The following is a 15,781-nucleotide window of genomic DNA, read 5'->3' as shown; positions in this document are numbered from 1 at the left end:
GATGAGGAGCTGGTCTGTTCTTCATGACAAACCTACGGCAGCCAGCGTTGCTGCCAGATCTGATCGGCTGCGATCTTTGTAACTCGCAATCGCTCGAATGCGTCCGACGATCCCGGTATTGAATGCATCAAGCTCTTCGGCGGGGACCCAGAGCTCTTCATGAGCGCGCCCGCCCGCGACCTGCACCGGGTAGCGCGCGGCTGTGGCGTCGCTGATCTCAAATTCGGTGACGAACCCGTAGCGGGAGTCGCCTTGGCCGATTGCGTTCCAGTCCCGCGCGATCTTCTCAGCGTAATCGAAACTTGTCACCGGGTAGAAAATTGGCTGATCGGGCAAGCGCGGGGGCCATGAGTGCCAGCCGGAGGCGGCCACCAGTTTCAGTTCGGCGAGGCCTGTCGGGCGGTAGAGGATCAACTTGACTGCCCCAGACGACCGAGATGCGTCTCCTTGAAATCGGTCGGCTCCTTCAGGCCGTAGCCCAGCGCACGGTCGGCGGCGATGTGGATGGCCCAGAAGGCGGCGGCTTCGATGCCATGGCTGCCGGCGTGGTCGATCACATAGGACAGGATCGCGAGAAGAACCGGCGCGGCATAGGTGTGGGCCAGATTGTAGCAGACCGCTCCGATGCGGGGGCCTGCGGCATAACCCGCCATGGCGATATCCGGCGCGATCAGGATCAGGACGATCAGCCAGATGGGCAGGGTTGCCGGATGGATCCAGACGAAGAGGATCGCGCCTGCCAGGATGACCAGAGCTTCGAGCCGGAGCCAAACAACGCCTCTCATGCCGGGGCAAGCTCTGCTTTGACCTCGTCCAGCAGCCGCTTTGCCTCGGAGCCCTGCAGTTTTTGGATGTCGTCCTGGTACTTCAGGATCGCGCCGACCGTGTCGGCGATCACCTCGGGGGAGAGGTCGATCACGTCGAGGGCGAGCAGACATTTGGCCCAGTCGATCGTCTCGGCGACGCCGGGTTTCTTGAAGAGATCCTCGGTTCGAAGCCGCTGAACGAAAGCGACGACCTCGCGGCTGAGCGCCTCGGCGGCTTCGGGGGCGCGGGCGTGGAGGATTTCGATCTCGCGCTCGAAATCGGGGAAATCCACCCAATGATAGAGGCACCGCCGCTTGAGCGCATCATGCACCTCGCGCGTGCGGTTCGAGGTCAGGATGACGATCGGTGGCTCGGGCGCGCGGATCGTGCCCAGTTCGGGGATCGTCACCTGAAAGTCGCTCAACGCCTCGAGCAGGAAGGCTTCGAACGGCTCGTCGGTGCGATCAATCTCGTCGATCAGCAGAACCGGCGCGCCGCCGGGTTGAGGGCGCATCGCCTGCAAAAGCGGACGCTCGATCAGGAACTCCTCGGTGAAGAGCTCGTCCTTGAGCATGTCGCGATCCGCGCCGCCCGCGGCCTCGGCGGCGCGAATGGCGATCATCTGCCCGGCGAAGTTCCATTCGTAGACCGCAGAGGCCGCATCGAGCCCTTCGTAGCATTGCAGACGGATCAGCCGCCGTCCTAGGGAGGCGGCGATGGCCTTGGCGATTTCGGTCTTTCCGGTGCCTGCCTCGCCTTCGAGAAAGAGCGGTCGCCCCAGCCGCTGCGCCAGAAAGACGACCGTTGCCAGCGCCCGCCCGCACACGTAGTTCTCTTGGCCGAGCGCTGCCTGAACGTTATCTATTGAGTCCATTCCGCCTCCCCTAAGTCAGTTGTCAGGCTGCTTCTATGCGACGTTAGGGTCAAGGCAGAGCGATTGCCCTTGCGTCAACAACGCCCTAGGGTTCACAACCTGAAGCTGAGGTATCCCGATGAACGTTTCGACCCCGATCCGCATAGGCACCGGCCCGGAGCTGTCCCGGTTCGATTGGGAGGATCCCTTTCACCTCGAAGCGCAGCTGACCGAGGACGAACGGATGCTGCGCGATGCCGCCCGGACCTTTGCGCAGGAACACCTGCAACCCCGGGTGGCGGGTGCCTATGATAGCGAGACAACCGATCCCGCCCTTTTTGCCGAACTGGGCGCCGCCGGGCTGCTGGGCGCGACAACCGCCGAAGAGCATGGCGGGCTTGGCGCGGGCTATGTGACCTACGGTCTGATCGCGCGCGAGATCGAGCGGGTCGATTCGGGATACCGGTCGATGATGTCGGTCCAATCCTCGCTCGTGATGTATCCGATCGAAGCCTACGGCACTGACGCGCAGCGCGCCAAATACCTGCCGGGGCTGGCCGGCGGCGATCTGATCGGCTGCTTTGGCTTGACCGAACCCGATGCGGGTTCCGATCCGGCGGGCATGAAGACGACGGCCAAGACGACGGATGGCGGCTACGTCCTGAATGGCGCGAAGATGTGGATTTCGAACGCGCCGATCGCCGATGTCTTCGTCATCTGGGCCAAATCCGAGGCTCATGGGGGTAAAATCCGGGGCTTCGTGTTGGAGAAGGGGATGGCGGGCCTGTCCGCGCCCAAGATCGACGGCAAACTCAGCCTGCGCGCCTCTGTGACAGGCGAGATCGTGATGCAGGATGTCGAAGTGGGCGAGGAGGCGCTGTTGCCGGGTGTCGAGGGGCTCAAGGGGCCGTTCGGATGCCTGAACCGCGCGCGCTACGGCATCAGCTGGGGCGTGATGGGCGCAGCCGAGGCGTGCTGGCATGCGGCGCGGCAATACGGGCTGGATCGCAAGCAGTTCGGCAAGCCGCTGGCACAGACGCAACTTTTCCAGAAGAAACTCGCGGATATGCAAACCGACATCGCGCTGGGTCTGCAGGGTGCCTTGCGCGCAGGGCGTATGATGGAGGAGGGATCGGCCTCTCCCGAGCTGATCAGTCTGATGAAGCGCAACAATTGCGGCAAGGCGCTGGAGATCGCACGCCACGCCCGCGACATGCATGGCGGCAACGGCATCTCGGGCAGTTTCCCGGTGATGCGCCACATGATCAATCTGGAGACGGTTAATACGTATGAAGGCACGCATGATGTTCACGCGCTTATACTGGGGAGAGCGCAGACCGGACTGCAGGCCTTCTTTTAGCGGGGATCGGTAGGGTTAACACAGCCAGGCCGAGCACCTATGTACCTGTTATTATTGCTGGAAGGTATTAGGAATGGCATTTTTGACAGACGGAGCCGGTCGTGGTTTGGCCGGCCTGGAGCGGGCGGCATGGTTGAGCCGGATCGAAGACATTGTTCTTGATCATGGTGAATTCGAACCCCTCGGTCCCGATCACAGCGCGGTTTTTCTGCCGGGCGGGAACAGGTTGATCGTCACATTTGAGACGATCGACCACATTCTGGAATCGCCCGACGCCGAACCGCTCGGGTTTCGCTATACGCGCAAACATGGCTGGTCCTCGCTGAGCCTCTTTTCGGACGGCAAAAGCTGGTTCCGGCACGAGGCGATCTACCAGTCCATGGACCGGATGATCGACGAGGGCATCTTTGAGAGCTTCGAACAGGTCGTCTTTTTCGGCGCCGGGCCGTGCGGCTATGCAGCCGCCGCCTATTCGGTGGCCGCTCCCGGTTCCACGGTGATCGCCGTGCGCCCGCAGGCGACGCTTGATCCGACGCTGGCCGGGTGGGACGACCGGTTCCGCGACAGCCGCCATCAGGATTTCACGAGCCGCTACGGCTATGCGCCCGAGATGATCGAGGGGGCCGACAAGGTCTTCGTGCTTTACGATCCGCATAACCGGCGCGATGCGATGCATGCCGCCTTGTTTCATAAGCCGCAGACCGAACTTTTGGCCTGCCCGATGAACCTTCTGCGCACAGACAAGGATATCGATGCGATCGGCCTTCTCGATCCGATGATCGAGGCGGCGATGTCGGGCAATCTGACGCGCAACCTGTTCTATGCGCTCTACCGGCATCGCCGGTTCCACCTGCCCTATCTGCGCGGGCTGGTGCTAATGCTCGAGGCGCGCGGGAAGCATGATCTGGCGGCCCGCGTCTGCGGGTTTGGGCAGCGCGAGCATCCGCATAAGTTTTTTGACGAGCGCCTAGCCAAGGCCAGCGAGACGGCGCCGGGTCTGACCGCTCAGACGTAGAGAATGTCGCGGTAGACGTAGCGTGCGATGGACCCGCGGCTCAGACCGATGCGGGCCAGTTCGGCGTCGCTCTTGGCGTTCAAACGCTCGAATTCAGCAGAGCGGCTTTGGGCATGGGCCACGGCGCTGGCGCCACGGGACAGGCGGGAGAAGACGGATCGGATCATGGTGTATTTCCTTTGGGTCACGGCTTGATCTGAAAATACGTCATCAAAGCTGACGTAAAACCGACAATCCGGCAGTCCCGCTATGCGCGCGCCGCATGGCACGGAGCCTATGGCAGATCCCGCGATTTCCGTGCTAGGCCCGGGTCACGATGACGAAAGAGATCACGCTTCGCCGCCCCGATGACTGGCATCTGCATCTGCGCGATGGCGCGATGCTGACGGCCGTCGCGCCGGAATCCGCACGTCATTTCGGCCGGGCGCTGGTGATGCCCAATCTCGTTCCGCCGGTCGCGACGGCCGCCCAGGCCCGCGCCTATCGCGAGCGGATCATGGCGGCTTTGCCCGAAGGCACGTCCTTTCGCCCGCAGATGACGCTTTACCTGACCGAGGAGACGGACCCGGACGATGTCGCTGCCGCCCATGCCGATGGCACGGCGCTGGCCGTCAAGCTTTACCCGGCGGGGGCCACGACGAATTCCGCCTCGGGCGTGCGCGATATCGAGAAGGTTCGCCCGGTTCTGGCGCGCATGGCCGAGATCGGGATGCCGCTGTGCATCCACGGAGAGGTGACGGACAGCGCGATCGACATCTTCGACCGAGAGGCGGTTTTTATCGACAAGGTGCTCAAGCCCCTCCGCAAGGCGGAGGGCGATCTGCGCATCGTGCTGGAGCATGTCACGACCGAACATGCGGTCGATTACATTCGCGACCAGACCAAGAACATCGCAGCGACGATCACGACCCATCATCTGATCATCAATCGCAACCACATCCTCGCGGGTGGCATCCGCCCCGACTACTATTGCCTACCCGTCGCCAAGCGCGAGCAGCACCGCGTCGCTTTGGTGCAGGCCGCGATTTCGGGCGATGCGCGCTTTTTCCTCGGCACCGACAGCGCACCGCATACGGCGGCGAACAAATACCAGTCCTGCGGCTGTGCCGGAATCTTTACCGCGACCAACACACTCTCTTGCCTCGCCGAGATCTTCGAGGCGGCCGGCAAGCTGGGTAAGCTGGAGGCCTTCACATCTCTGAACGGGCCGCGGTTCTACCGGCTCGATCCCAGTGAGGACCGCATCCGCCTGGTCAAGGGAGAGCCTGTCTCCTACCCCGCCGAGATCGCTACCGGAGAGGGGCCCGTTACCGTCTTCGATCCCGGCTTCCCGCTGCATTGGCGGGTCGAGGCCTGAGCGCAGGATTTGCATATTTAGGACAAGATGAAGCTGACATGATCCCTACAAGCTTTCCCCCCAAGGACGAGATGGCCCGCCTGACCGCGCGCGCGCTGCTCGAGATCGGCGCCGTTCATTTCAACGCGGAGGAGCCGTTCACCTTCGCCTCCGGCCTACGCTCGCCCACTTATATCGATTGCCGCAAGCTGATCTCCTATCCGCGGATCCGGGCAAGCCTGATGGATTTCATGGCCGTCACGATCCTGCGCGAGGCGGGGTTCGAGGCCTTCGACAATATCGCGGGCGGAGAGACCGCCGGGATCCCGTTTGCCGCCCTGGTGGCCGAACGTCTGGCACTGCCGATGAGCTATGTCCGCAAGAAGCCGAAAGGCTATGGCCGCAATGCCCGGATCGAGGGGGATATGACCGAAGGCCAGCGGGTGCTGCTGGTCGAGGATCTAACGACCGATGGCGGCTCCAAGCTGTCCTTTGTCGATGCGATCCGCGAGACGGGCGCGAGCTGCGCCTGGACGGCCGTAATCTTCTATTACGATATCTTCAAAGGCACCGAAGAGAGCCTTGCCGAGCATGGCATCTCGCTTCTGCATCTGGCGACCTGGTGGGACGTTCTGGCCGAGGCCAAGGCGCAGGGCAGCTTTGAACGCGCGACCCTGACCGAGGTAGAGGCGTTCCTGTCCGATCCGCGTGGGTGGCAGGCAACCCATTCGTGACGGCCTTGGGGCGCGCGTTCGGCGCCGCCTGAAATAGCTGTGGGCCGTCCTGTGGGTGGTTTGTGGTTCGATCATCCACAGAATCGGCGGTTTATCCCCGGTCTAGAAGGCACGCGGCGCTCGGCCACAAGATCTTGTCTCTTGCTTGTGCGAAAACCGGGTAGTCTGGACAAAACAGCCGAGTCGCCCCGAAAGATTTCCACAGCGACAGGTGCGGCGCCGGCGCATAAGACGCCCCGATACGAGCAAAAGGAGAGCAGCCGGTGAACGAGATTGCGTCCCTCAAGGCAGGCCAGATCGAACAGGCGGGGGCAGACACTATGCCCCATTCGATCGAGGCCGAGCAGCAGCTTCTCGGCGCGATCCTGACCAAGAACGATATCTTCGACCGTGTCGCCTCGATCGTGCAGCCCAAGCACTTCTACGATCCCGTCCACCAGCTGATCTTCGAGACCGCCGCCGCCCGGATCTCCAAGAACGCTCTGGCCACGCCGGTGACGCTCAAGGCCTTTCTCGAGGAGGATCCGGGGCTGCAGGAGCTGGGCGGCGCAGCCTATCTTGTGCGTCTTGCAGGCGCCGCGATCTCGTCCTTCGCCGCCCGCGATTACGCGCAGATGATCTATGATCTGGCGATCCGGCGCGAGCTGATTGCGGTCGGGCGCGATATCTCGGCCAAGGCCGCGCGTGTCGATGTGGAAAGCGAGCCGTCCGATCAAATCGTCGAGGCTGAACAGCAGCTTTACGAGCTGGCCGAGAAGGGATCGTCGGAGACCGGGTTCCAATCCTTCCTGCGCGCCGTCACCGATGCCGTGGAAGTGGCCAACGCCGCCTATCAGCGCGAGGGCGGGCTCGCGGGCGTCTCCACCGGACTTGACGATCTCGACAAGAAGCTAGGAGGCCTGCACAAATCGGACCTTCTGATCCTCGCCGGGCGCCCGTCGATGGGGAAAACGTCGCTGGCCACGAATATCGCCTTCAACATCGCCAAAAAATACAAGCGCGGCCAGAAACATGACGGCTCCGAAGGGGCGGTCGATGGCGGCGTCGTGGGGTTCTACTCGCTCGAGATGTCGGCCGAACAGCTCGCCGCCCGGATCCTGTCGGAAGCCTCTGAAGTCCCCTCCGAACAGATCCGCCGGGGCGACATGACCGAGGCCGAGTTCCGCCGCTTCGTGGAGGCGGCCAAACAGCTCGAGGCCTGCCCGCTTTTCATCGACGACACGCCCGCCTTGCCGATCAGCCAGCTGGCCGCGCGCGCGCGGCGGCTCAAGCGGACGCACGGGCTCGATGCGCTTTTCGTCGACTATCTGCAGCTCGTGCGCGGGACGGGCCGCAGCGAGAACCGGGTCAACGAAATCTCTGAGATCACGATGGGCCTCAAAGCCATCGCCAAGGAGCTCGACATTCCGGTCGTCGCCCTCTCGCAGCTCTCGCGTCAGGTGGAAAACCGGGAAGACAAGCGCCCGCAGCTGTCGGATCTAAGGGAATCGGGTTCGATCGAGCAGGACGCGGATGTGGTGATGTTCGTGTTCCGCGAGGAATACTACAAGGAACGCGAAAAACCGGGTGATCACGAGATGGAGAAAATGGCCCAGTGGCAGGAGGAGATGGAGGCGCTCCACGGCAAGGCGGAGGTCGTCATCGGCAAGCAGCGCCATGGTCCCATCGGCTCTGTCGATCTCAGCTTCGAAGGGCGCTTCACCCGCTTCGGCAACCTCGTCAAACCCTGGCAGCAGGGCACGGGCGACTTCTGAACGGCATCTCTTACGTCAAAAGAATGAGGACGCCCGCAACGATCGCGGGGACCGCCTGAACATAGAGGATCCGGCGGCTGGCCGTCGCCGCCCCGTAGATCCCCGCGACGGCGACGCAAGCCAGAAAGAACAGCGCAATGCGCGGCGCCCAGACCGGGTCGGAGATCAGCAGCGACCAGATCAGACCTGCGGCCAGGAACGCGTTATAGAGCCCCTGATTGGCGGCCATTGTCCTGGTCGGCGCAAAGAGATCCTTTGGGAAGGACCGAAAGATCCTTGGCCCGCGGCTCTCCCAGGCGAACATCTCGAACCAGCAGATGTAGAGGTGAAGGCAGGCGATGGCGGCGACAAGGACGAGGGCGAGAACGGACATGGGAGCCTGCTTTCCGGAACGGTGGATGATCCTTTGCAGGTAACATCCCGAATCCCTTGGGCGAAAGAACGCAAATACCGGGCGCCTCCCCGAACCGGCCGGAGGCTTTCGAGGCCAGACGACGCCGATCGGGCCGCATGGGCAGTGCCTGAGAAGAACCGCCGGACCGGCTCAACCCATCGCCGCGGCGCGCCTCACCTCTTCGGACGTCAAGCCATAGCGCGGCGCGAAACGGTCCCGGGCCGCGATCAGGCGCGGATCGTCCGGGCGCAGTCCAAGGGTCTGGATGAACTCCGTCCGTTGCTGCGCCTTGAGCGCGTCGCGATCGATGGCGGTGCCCAGCGCCCGGTCGATCACCTCGCCGCCCGGGGAGACATGGAACCATTTGGTGAAGTCCCGGAAATGATGCTGGTTGTGCAGCCCGGTGACATGCCGCTCCACCCGTGTCTTGGGGACCGTCAGATGCGCCGTCATGTGAAACCATTCATATCCCAGAAAGGTGAGGGTTCCTCCGACAAGAACGACAGCGGCCGCGACGGGGACCGCCTCCGCCACACCGATCGCGGCTAGACCGGCCCACAGGATCAGGGAATTGACGGTCAGAACCGGGACGGTGACCCAGACGGGTGCGAAGAACAGTTTCTCGTTGGTTGGAAAGTCGTGATGGCCGTAATGGGCCTGATAGAGCAGATCGAACGCCCATTGACGGCGCGGCGGCGGCAAGTGGAAAACAAAGCGGTGCAGCGCGTATTCGTTCACGACCTGCGCCGAGAGGCCAAGCGGCACGCAGAGCCAGACCCACCAGGGGCCGGTACTCATCAGCCAGAGCCCGAGCGGGATCGCGGCGATCATCGCAAGCACGCCGCTATGGCCCAACATCAGTCTTGCGCGGTTCATCTGCCCCTCCTCGGGCGCTTGACCCGGCGGGCCGTTTGCCCGACATCGCGGTCATGGGTGCAGGAAATCTGACCATAGACCTCGCTGCGATCCAAGCGAATTGGCGGGCGCTCGACGCTATGACGTCGTGTCAAACCGGCGCGGTGGTCAAGGCGGATGCCTACGGGCTTGGCGTTGTACGTGTCGCACCGGCGCTGGCAGAGACCGGAGCGCGCACTTTTTTCATAGCCCAAGCGCAGGAAGGCCCGGCTCTTCGGCGCGCCATCGGGCTGGGGCCACAGGTCTTTGTCTTCTCGGGACATATGGACGGCGACGCCGATCTGATCCGCGATCTTCAGCTGATCCCGATGCTCAACTCGCTCGAGCAGGTCGTTCGCCATTTCGAGGCGCTGCCCGGTCATCCGTTCGGCATCCAGCTCGATACCGGGATGAACCGGCTGGGGATGGAGCCTGCGGAGTGGGCTGCCGTCCGCGAGATCATAAGGGCTGGCACGGCGCTGTTGATCGCGAGCCATCTGGCCTGCGCAGATACGCCGGATCATCCGCAGAACGCCGAGCAGCTGGCTGTCTTTCAGCAGATTGCGCGAGATGCCGGCGCGCCCCTGTCGCTTGCCGCAACGGGCGGTATTCTTCTGGGCCCAGATTATCACTTCGATCTGACTCGACCGGGTATCGGCCTTTATGGCGGAGCGCCTTTTACGGAGGCGTCTCCTGTTGTCCGGCTCGATCTGCCGGTCATTCAGCTGCGCGACCTCGATCCGGGTGAAACCGTCGGCTACGGCGCGAGCTGGACTGCCGCTCGCCAAAGCGTGATCGCAACGGTCAGCGCGGGCTATGCCGATGGTCTGATCCGAGCGCTGTCGAACGGGGCGAGCCTTTGGGCCGGCGAGATGCCCTGCCCCATCGCCGGTCGGGTCTCGATGGATCTCATCACCGTGGATGTCACTGATCTGGAAGAAAAACCCGATCATCTTTCGATCCTGAGCGCGCGGCAAGGTGTCGATGATCTGGCCGAGGCGGCGGGGACAATCGGGTACGAGATCCTGACATCGCTCGGCGCGCGCTATAGGCGCGACATCCGTATCGGAGATGCGGCACGCTGACGCAGACGCGTAAAGCTTTATCTTGTGCGGAACGAAACGGCGTCAGCAGGAATTAGCAGGTATCCAAGGCGGGCACAGATCCGCAAGCAACTGCTATGCGCAAGGAGTTAACAGAAGATGAAGTCTGCTGCTCATCTGACCTCGACCGCTCTCCACGGTATATCCCTGGTGATCCTTCTCACACTCGCAATCTCGACCCTTGCGTACACGCTTGCCGCCGCGATTGGTCTAGCGCCATGGCTCAATGTGCCATTGCAATTCGGTGATGGTGCGCCGATTGACGGAGGCCCCTACATCCAAATGGCGGTCGTCGCGATCCTCGTCGCGCTGGCATTCTTCGTTCCGACATCCGCGCGTGTCCTGCGGCTCGAGAACAATCACCGCACATTCGCGCTGAAGATGGAGGATGTGACACGAGCCTATCACTATGCCCATGCCGCCGATCGTGCCGGTCTTTTCACACTCTCCTCGGAATTCGACGCTGTCCGCGAGCGGATCGCTCATTTGCGCGATCATCCCGATCTCGCCGATCTCGAGGCGGACGTGATTGAGGTCGCCGCCCAGATGAGCCACGCGTCGCGTCACCTCGCCGATGTGTATAACGACGATAAGGTGGCCCGCGCCAAGGCGTTCCTGACCGAACGGCAGGAAGAAATCGAGCGCCAACAGGAGCAGATCCTCGAGGCTCAGCGCATTGCCCGCGACCTGCGCCGTTGGGGCGAGCAGATCCATCTGGAGGAAAGCGTCGTCGCCTCGCAGCTTGAGCGCCTGCATGAAGACCTACGCGAGATCCTTCCCGAGCTTGGCCTGTCCTACGAGGACGACGATAAAAGTAACGTGGTCCGGATCGCCAATCCAGCCGAATGATCGCGATAGTGAGGTTCGCGGCTTGTCCAAAGTAGGGGGAATCGCCACATAATGATCCAAACGTAATGGATTATTCTCGTGGCATTTCTCCGATACGCGAACCTCGCCCTTCTTATTCTCTTTCCGATTGCATGGTTCGCCCCGCTTCTGAAGGCGGGGCTTCTTCCTCTCTTCCGACTGAGTGAGATCAGCGTGATCTCCGGCCTTCAATCGCTCTGGGGGACCGACGTCTTTCTTGCGCTCGTCGTCACCGTCTTTGCGCTGTTCGCGCCATATCTCAAAACAATTGGTCTGGCCCTCGTCCATTTCGGGCTGATGCGCCGCAAGGTGTTGCCGGTGCTATCGTGGCTGGGAAAGCTGGCGATGGCGGACGTGTTCCTGATCGCGCTATACGTTGTCGTCGCCAAGGGGATCGGCGTCGGCCGGGTCGAGACGGGATGGGGCCTTTACCTTTTCACTGCCTGCATCCTTGCCAGTATCGCCATCTCGATCCTGACGGCGCGGCAATTGAGCAAAGGCGCTATTGAGCCCGTGCAATCTGAAGCAAATCCAGCTCTGCCGCGAACCGATCCAGAACCGCTTCGACCGGATCCTCGCTTGTGATGGACGGATCGTAGATCGCGCGCAGCAAGGCCAGATCGTAGGTCGGATCCTTCGCCTCGTGCCGGTCGTCAAAGCTGAAATGGACCGATCCTTCCGCGTCGCGAAGAATGCCCATGGTTTGCATCACCTCTTCGTAAAGGCAGCTTTCAGGGGACCGCCCGTTTTCTTCGACAAGGATGAAGACATAGGCGACGTGCAGGCTGTCCGCATTCGATAGAAGCTGGAAATAGCACTCCCCGCCCCCCTGACGGCCTGCCATGGCGCGCAGATTGCGCCGCACCTTGGCATCCGAAAGCACGCCGGACATCAGCGCCGCATGGGACAGGCGTTCCTCGGCCTTGGAAGCGAAGACCATGATATTCGACGTCCCGACATGCCCGCCGACCTGCGTCAACGCGATGGAAGATTGCACCGCGTGGTGATGCCCTTCCTCGTGAACAAGACCAAAGCGGACATGGCGGCTCTGATCGCTCCAAAAAGCATCCCACGCAATGTAGGTGACCGGCTCGTTCGGACCGGTCCCGATCCGCAGGCCGCTATTGGCGTTGATCAGATCGACCGTCTCGGTCACCTCGCCGGTCTCGTAATCCGCATCGTGGATCACGGTCACGGTCGGGGTGTAGGACCACTTGCGCACGGCGCCGTCGGGGCGCGCGATCATCACGCGAGCCTCGTCGAGCAGCGTCTCGCGCATCTCGTCGGCACCCGCAACGGAGGCCGCGCCGAACGCGCACAGAAAGAGCATGCCGGAAACCCGGCACGAGCGGATGAAATCGAGCATCGAATCCTCGAAAATGTCTGGTGACCTTTGATAGGCAACTTACCGCCAATTGACCGGCAAGTCTTCGCCAAAAAGTCGAGCGGGGCCGCCAGACGCACAACCTGTTGCATCCGCGACCCGGTCGCGCAACAACCCATTGATGGCCAAGGATCTCTCGTTTCTCTGCACAAGTTGCAACGCTGCCTTTTCCAAATGGTCGGGCCGCTGCGAGGGGTGCGGCGCCTGGAATACGATCGAAGAGGTCAAGCCGCTTTCAACTGGTCCGGGGGCCAAGACGCTTGGCAAGAAGCGCGGATCGGCCATCGAGCTGACCGATCTGGCGACGCGGGCAGAGGCGCCGCCGCGCACGCTATCGGGGGTGGAGGAGCTGGACCGGGTGCTCGGCGGCGGGCTGACGGCGGCCTCGGCCCTTTTGGTCGGCGGCGATCCCGGCATCGGCAAATCGACCCTCTTGCTGCAAGCTGCTGCCCGCTTCGCGCGGCAGGGTCTAAAAGTGCTCTACATTTCGGGAGAGGAAGCGACCGCGCAGGTCCAGATGCGGGCCGAGCGGCTTGGTCTGACCGAAAGCCCGGTACATCTTGCCGCCGAAACGAACCTGCGCGATATCCTCACCACGCTGGAGGCAGAGCGCCCAGATCTGGCCGTAATCGATTCGATCCAGACGATGTGGCTCGATACGGTCGAGGCCGCGCCCGGTTCGGTCTCTCAGGTAAGGGCCGCGGCGCATGAGCTGACAACTTTTGCCAAGACCCGTGGCATTTCGGTCATCATGGTCGGACATGTCACTAAGGACGGCCAGATCGCGGGCCCGCGCGTGGTCGAGCACATGGTCGATACGGTCCTCTATTTCGAGGGCGACAGAGGCCACCAGTTCCGACTTCTGCGGTCGGTCAAGAACCGCTTTGGTCCGGCGGGCGAGATCGGCGTCTTCGAGATGACCGGACGCGGTTTGACCGAGGTCAAAAACCCCTCCGCTCTCTTTCTGTCAGAGCGCGGCGGACCCTCCCCCGGATCGGCGGTTTTTGCAGGAATTGAAGGCACACGGCCGGTCCTGTGCGAGTTTCAGGCCCTCGTCGCCCCCTCCCCCCATGCCAACCCGCGCCGCACGGTTGTCGGCTGGGACGGCTCGCGGCTGGCAATGATCCTCGCGGTGCTCGAAGCGCGTGCCGGAACCCCCTTCACCGGGCTCGACGTCTACCTCAACGTCGCGGGCGGTATGCGGGTGACCGAACCGGCGGCAGATTTGGCCGTCGCTGCCGCGCTGATTTCGGCCCGCGAGGATGCGGCTTTGCCCGCAACCCACGTCATCTGGGGGGAGATCAGCCTTTCCGGCGCGTTAAGACCTGCCCCTCAAACTGAAAATAGGTTGAAAGAGGCTCAGAAACTTGGTTTCTCGACCGCGATAGCGCCGGAGATGAAAAAACCGGCAACGACGAGCCTCGAGCTGCGCCAGATGGCAGATGTGAGAGCCTTCGTCGAAGGGACATTCGGGACCCGCGACCCAGCGCGCGGTTAAGTCAGGGAACATCGCCATGGAAGGCTTCACAATCGTCGACGGGGTCGTTGTGGCTATCGTCATCATTTCCGGTCTTCTGGCCTATTCGCGCGGTTTCGTGCGCGAGGCGTTGGCGATCGCAGGCTGGATCGGCGCCGCCATCCTCGCCTTCATCTTCGCCGATACCGCCAAGCCGCTGATCGCACAGATCCCCGGCATCAGCGGTCTGATCGGCGACAGTTGCGAGCTGAGCATCATCTTTGCCTTCGCCGCCGTCTTTGCCGTCGCGTTGGTCCTCTTCTCGATCTTCACGCCGCTTTTTTCGTCGGTCGTGCAACGCTCTGCCCTTGGCGGCGTCGATCAGGGCCTCGGCTTTCTCTTCGGTATTCTGCGCGGTGTTCTGATCGTAGCGATCGGGTTTTTCGTCTACGAGACGGTGCTGACCGCTCAGGAAATCGCTGTCGTCGACGAAAGCCGCGCCGCGCAGGTCTTTGCTCAGGTCAGCGGTCAGATCGAAGAGCAGGATCCCGAAGCCGCCGTTGGCTGGCTGACGCGTCAATATGACCAGCTTGTCAGCGAGTGTGGAATCGCGCAATAATGCTAAGCTTGTTTTTACCGGCAGACGCAGTCCTTTATCGTTCTGAGATCGGAGTCAGGTCGGCGGGATCGACCTGGTTCTGTTTTCGCGTCAGAGGAACTTTGACTTAGGATATTGGACCCTTCGGATGAACGAGCTTACGCGAAACGAAGGGAACGCTCTTCCCGCCCAGGTGACGCTCGATGCGCTGACACGCGCGCCGTTCTCTTTGGTGATCTCTAATACGCAGATGGAAGATTGCCCGATCGTCTACGTCAACAGCGCGTTTGAGGATGTCACCGGCTATTCCAACGATGAGGCGGTTGGACGGAACTGCCGCTTTCTTCAGGGCGAGGATACTGACCCCAGGACAGTGGCGAAGTTGCGCACCGCCATCGCCGAAAAGACCTCGGCTTCGGTTGATATCCGCAACTACCGCGCTGACGGCTCTGCCTTCTGGAACCGTCTCATGATCAGCCCGATCTCGTCCGAAAGTGGCGACTCTCCCTATTTCATGGGGATCCAGATTGACCTCGGCGCGACCCAAGATCCCGGGGCGCTGCTTGCCAAGATCGAAAACATCGACAGCCAGCTCGAAGAGGTCCAGCACCGCGTCAAGAATCACCTGTCGATGGTCGTCGGCATGATCCGGATTCAGGCCCGCGAAAGCGAGGCGAAGTCCGAGTTCAAGACTTTGGCCCGCCGGATCGAAGCGCTTCAGCTCCTTTACGAAGAGCTGAAAGGCAGTGAGCACTCTGACAGACGCAATGATGAGGCGATCAATCTTGGCGCCTATGTCAACCGCGTCGCCAATGCGATTGCCCATCTCGACGGCCGCGCGGGCGTGCGCATTCAGATCACGACGGAAGCCGTCAGCGTCCCGTTCGAGACAGCGACGCGGATCGGTCTGGCCGTCTCCGAGGTGGTGACGAACGCCTTGCAGCACGCCTTTATCGGCCGCGACGAGGGAAACGTGAACGTCGAGCTGAAAGAGCTGTCAAATGACGTTCTGCGCATCCGGATCGCGGATGACGGCGTCGGTCTGCCGGATGATGTCGACTGGCCTCAGGAGGGCTCGCTCGGCAGCAAAATCGTCAGCCAACTAATCACCGGCCTCGACGCCAAGCTGGGTGTCGAACGGGATGTAACAGGAACAATCGTCACCCTGGATATCCCGAACGGGGGCGAGGAAACAGAGTGATTTGCGCCGCGGCCGCATCTGGGCC

17 protein-coding genes and 1 pseudogene are annotated in these 15,781 nt (G+C 62.2%); 11 read left to right on the top strand and 7 right to left on the bottom strand.

From position 1 onward, the window contains the following. Nucleotides 1–21 precede the first annotated feature (21 nt). Genes AAD018_RS11185 through AAD018_RS11175 form a run of 3 tightly spaced genes read right to left on the bottom strand, consistent with a single transcriptional unit; the run spans nucleotide 22 to nucleotide 1,681 of the window. The gene (locus AAD018_RS11185; protein WP_367316146.1) at nucleotides 22–414 is read right to left on the bottom strand and encodes an ADP-ribosylation/crystallin J1; all 393 of its coding nucleotides are present in this window, start codon (nucleotides 412–414) and stop codon (nucleotides 22–24) included. Continuing rightward, nucleotides 411–785 (bottom strand): DUF4260 domain-containing protein, encoded by a 375-nt coding sequence (locus tag AAD018_RS11180; RefSeq protein ID WP_367316145.1) that lies wholly within the window; start codon nucleotides 783–785, stop codon nucleotides 411–413. The genes AAD018_RS11185 and AAD018_RS11180 overlap by 4 nt, the downstream gene beginning before the upstream one ends. Then, complete coding sequence (locus tag AAD018_RS11175) at nucleotides 782–1,681, bottom strand: AAA family ATPase (protein WP_367316144.1); 900 nt, start codon at nucleotides 1,679–1,681, stop codon at nucleotides 782–784. The genes AAD018_RS11180 and AAD018_RS11175 overlap by 4 nt, the downstream gene beginning before the upstream one ends. Nucleotides 1,682–1,799: 118 nt before the next feature. Between AAD018_RS11175 and AAD018_RS11170 the strand changes: the two genes are divergently transcribed. Together AAD018_RS11170 and AAD018_RS11165 are read left to right on the top strand one after the other, a co-directional pair. Next, nucleotides 1,800–3,020 carry an acyl-CoA dehydrogenase gene (locus tag AAD018_RS11170; protein WP_367316143.1) on the top strand — a complete coding sequence of 407 codons (1,221 nt, stop codon included), beginning with the start codon at nucleotides 1,800–1,802 and terminating at the stop codon, nucleotides 3,018–3,020. 73 nt (nucleotides 3,021–3,093) lie between these two features. Beyond that, complete coding sequence (locus AAD018_RS11165) at nucleotides 3,094–4,035, top strand: phosphoadenosine phosphosulfate reductase (protein WP_367316142.1); 942 nt, start codon at nucleotides 3,094–3,096, stop codon at nucleotides 4,033–4,035. Here the strand turns inward: AAD018_RS11165 and AAD018_RS11160 are convergent. Further along, on the bottom strand, nucleotides 4,026–4,202 hold the full coding sequence (locus AAD018_RS11160) for a hypothetical protein (protein WP_367316141.1): 177 nt from the start codon (nucleotides 4,200–4,202) through the stop codon (nucleotides 4,026–4,028). The genes AAD018_RS11165 and AAD018_RS11160 overlap by 10 nt on opposite strands. 149 nt (nucleotides 4,203–4,351) lie before the next feature. Here AAD018_RS11160 and pyrC point away from each other — a divergent pair, with 149 nt between their 5' ends. The 3 genes from pyrC to AAD018_RS11145 all read left to right on the top strand — a co-directional run bounded on the left by pyrC (nucleotide 4,352) and on the right by AAD018_RS11145 (nucleotide 7,859). Further along, nucleotides 4,352–5,392, top strand: coding sequence for a dihydroorotase (pyrC, locus tag AAD018_RS11155; RefSeq protein ID WP_367316140.1), 1,041 nt, complete (start codon nucleotides 4,352–4,354; stop codon nucleotides 5,390–5,392). Nucleotides 5,393–5,430: 38 nt separating this feature from the next. Next, entirely contained in the window at nucleotides 5,431–6,105 is a 675-nt protein-coding gene (locus AAD018_RS11150; protein ID WP_367316139.1) for an orotate phosphoribosyltransferase, read from the top strand. Between the two features lie 263 nt (nucleotides 6,106–6,368). After that, nucleotides 6,369–7,859, top strand: coding sequence for a replicative DNA helicase (locus tag AAD018_RS11145; RefSeq protein WP_367316138.1), 1,491 nt, complete (start codon nucleotides 6,369–6,371; stop codon nucleotides 7,857–7,859). Between the two features lie 10 nt (nucleotides 7,860–7,869). Here AAD018_RS11145 and AAD018_RS11140 read toward each other — a convergent pair whose 3' ends face one another. Continuing rightward, nucleotides 7,870–8,232, bottom strand: coding sequence for a DUF1304 domain-containing protein (locus tag AAD018_RS11140; protein ID WP_367316137.1), 363 nt, complete (start codon nucleotides 8,230–8,232; stop codon nucleotides 7,870–7,872). A 171-nt stretch (nucleotides 8,233–8,403) separates the two neighbouring features. Next, nucleotides 8,404–9,129, bottom strand: coding sequence for a sterol desaturase family protein (locus tag AAD018_RS11135; RefSeq protein WP_367316136.1), 726 nt, complete (start codon nucleotides 9,127–9,129; stop codon nucleotides 8,404–8,406). A 53-nt stretch (nucleotides 9,130–9,182) separates the two neighbouring features. Here AAD018_RS11135 and alr point away from each other — a divergent pair, with 53 nt between their 5' ends. The 3 genes and pseudogenes from alr to AAD018_RS11120 all read left to right on the top strand — a co-directional run. After that, nucleotides 9,183–10,232, top strand: coding sequence for an alanine racemase (gene alr, locus AAD018_RS11130; protein WP_367316223.1), 1,050 nt, complete (start codon nucleotides 9,183–9,185; stop codon nucleotides 10,230–10,232). Between the two features lie 117 nt (nucleotides 10,233–10,349). Further along, complete coding sequence (locus AAD018_RS11125) at nucleotides 10,350–11,099, top strand: DNA repair protein (protein ID WP_367316135.1); 750 nt, start codon at nucleotides 10,350–10,352, stop codon at nucleotides 11,097–11,099. A gap of 78 nt (nucleotides 11,100–11,177) precedes the next feature. Beyond that, nucleotides 11,178–11,603: pseudogene (locus tag AAD018_RS11120) on the top strand (paraquat-inducible protein A); the annotation flags it as partial. A 16-nt stretch (nucleotides 11,604–11,619) separates the two neighbouring features. On the opposite strand, the gene AAD018_RS11115 reads toward AAD018_RS11120, so the two are convergent. Then, nucleotides 11,620–12,483, bottom strand: coding sequence for a DUF2927 domain-containing protein (locus AAD018_RS11115; RefSeq protein ID WP_367316134.1), 864 nt, complete (start codon nucleotides 12,481–12,483; stop codon nucleotides 11,620–11,622). A 139-nt stretch (nucleotides 12,484–12,622) separates the two neighbouring features. Between AAD018_RS11115 and radA the strand changes: the two genes are divergently transcribed. The 3 genes from radA to AAD018_RS11100 all read left to right on the top strand — a co-directional run bounded on the left by radA (nucleotide 12,623) and on the right by AAD018_RS11100 (nucleotide 15,756). Further along, entirely contained in the window at nucleotides 12,623–13,999 is a 1,377-nt protein-coding gene (radA, locus tag AAD018_RS11110; RefSeq protein WP_367316133.1) for a DNA repair protein RadA, read from the top strand. 16 nt (nucleotides 14,000–14,015) lie between these two features. After that, nucleotides 14,016–14,576, top strand: a complete 561-nt coding sequence (locus AAD018_RS11105; RefSeq protein WP_367316132.1) for a CvpA family protein — start codon at nucleotides 14,016–14,018, stop codon at nucleotides 14,574–14,576. A 127-nt stretch (nucleotides 14,577–14,703) separates the two neighbouring features. Then, entirely contained in the window at nucleotides 14,704–15,756 is a 1,053-nt protein-coding gene (locus AAD018_RS11100; protein WP_367316131.1) for a PAS domain-containing protein, read from the top strand. Nucleotides 15,757–15,781 lie beyond the last annotated feature (25 nt).

The sequence above is a fragment of the Aestuariibius insulae genome (assembly GCF_040783535.2).
In the GTDB taxonomy this organism is placed as follows: Bacteria; Pseudomonadota; Alphaproteobacteria; order Rhodobacterales; family Rhodobacteraceae; genus Aestuariibius; species Aestuariibius insulae.
Note: the sequence above shows the minus strand (reverse complement) of the source record. Positions and strands in the feature narration are given on the sequence as shown.

Coding starts and splice junctions, on each gene's coding strand:
- AAD018_RS11140 (WP_367316137.1), bottom strand. CDS start 8,232: ATGTCCGTTCTCGCCCTCGTCCTTGTCGCCGCCATCGCCTGCCTTCAC.
- AAD018_RS11115 (WP_367316134.1), bottom strand. CDS start 12,483: ATGCTCGATTTCATCCGCTCGTGCCGGGTTTCCGGCATGCTCTTTCTG.
- AAD018_RS11165 (WP_367316142.1), top strand. CDS start 3,094: ATGGCATTTTTGACAGACGGAGCCGGTCGTGGTTTGGCCGGCCTGGAG.
- AAD018_RS11180 (WP_367316145.1), bottom strand. CDS start 785: ATGAGAGGCGTTGTTTGGCTCCGGCTCGAAGCTCTGGTCATCCTGGCA.
- alr (WP_367316223.1), top strand. CDS start 9,183: ATGGGTGCAGGAAATCTGACCATAGACCTCGCTGCGATCCAAGCGAAT.
- AAD018_RS11135 (WP_367316136.1), bottom strand. CDS start 9,129: ATGAACCGCGCAAGACTGATGTTGGGCCATAGCGGCGTGCTTGCGATG.
- AAD018_RS11170 (WP_367316143.1), top strand. CDS start 1,800: ATGAACGTTTCGACCCCGATCCGCATAGGCACCGGCCCGGAGCTGTCC.
- pyrC (WP_367316140.1), top strand. CDS start 4,352: ATGACGAAAGAGATCACGCTTCGCCGCCCCGATGACTGGCATCTGCAT.
- AAD018_RS11160 (WP_367316141.1), bottom strand. CDS start 4,202: ATGATCCGATCCGTCTTCTCCCGCCTGTCCCGTGGCGCCAGCGCCGTG.
- radA (WP_367316133.1), top strand. CDS start 12,623: ATGGCCAAGGATCTCTCGTTTCTCTGCACAAGTTGCAACGCTGCCTTT.
- AAD018_RS11100 (WP_367316131.1), top strand. CDS start 14,704: ATGAACGAGCTTACGCGAAACGAAGGGAACGCTCTTCCCGCCCAGGTG.
- AAD018_RS11150 (WP_367316139.1), top strand. CDS start 5,431: ATGATCCCTACAAGCTTTCCCCCCAAGGACGAGATGGCCCGCCTGACC.
- AAD018_RS11175 (WP_367316144.1), bottom strand. CDS start 1,681: ATGGACTCAATAGATAACGTTCAGGCAGCGCTCGGCCAAGAGAACTAC.
- AAD018_RS11105 (WP_367316132.1), top strand. CDS start 14,016: ATGGAAGGCTTCACAATCGTCGACGGGGTCGTTGTGGCTATCGTCATC.
- AAD018_RS11125 (WP_367316135.1), top strand. CDS start 10,350: ATGAAGTCTGCTGCTCATCTGACCTCGACCGCTCTCCACGGTATATCC.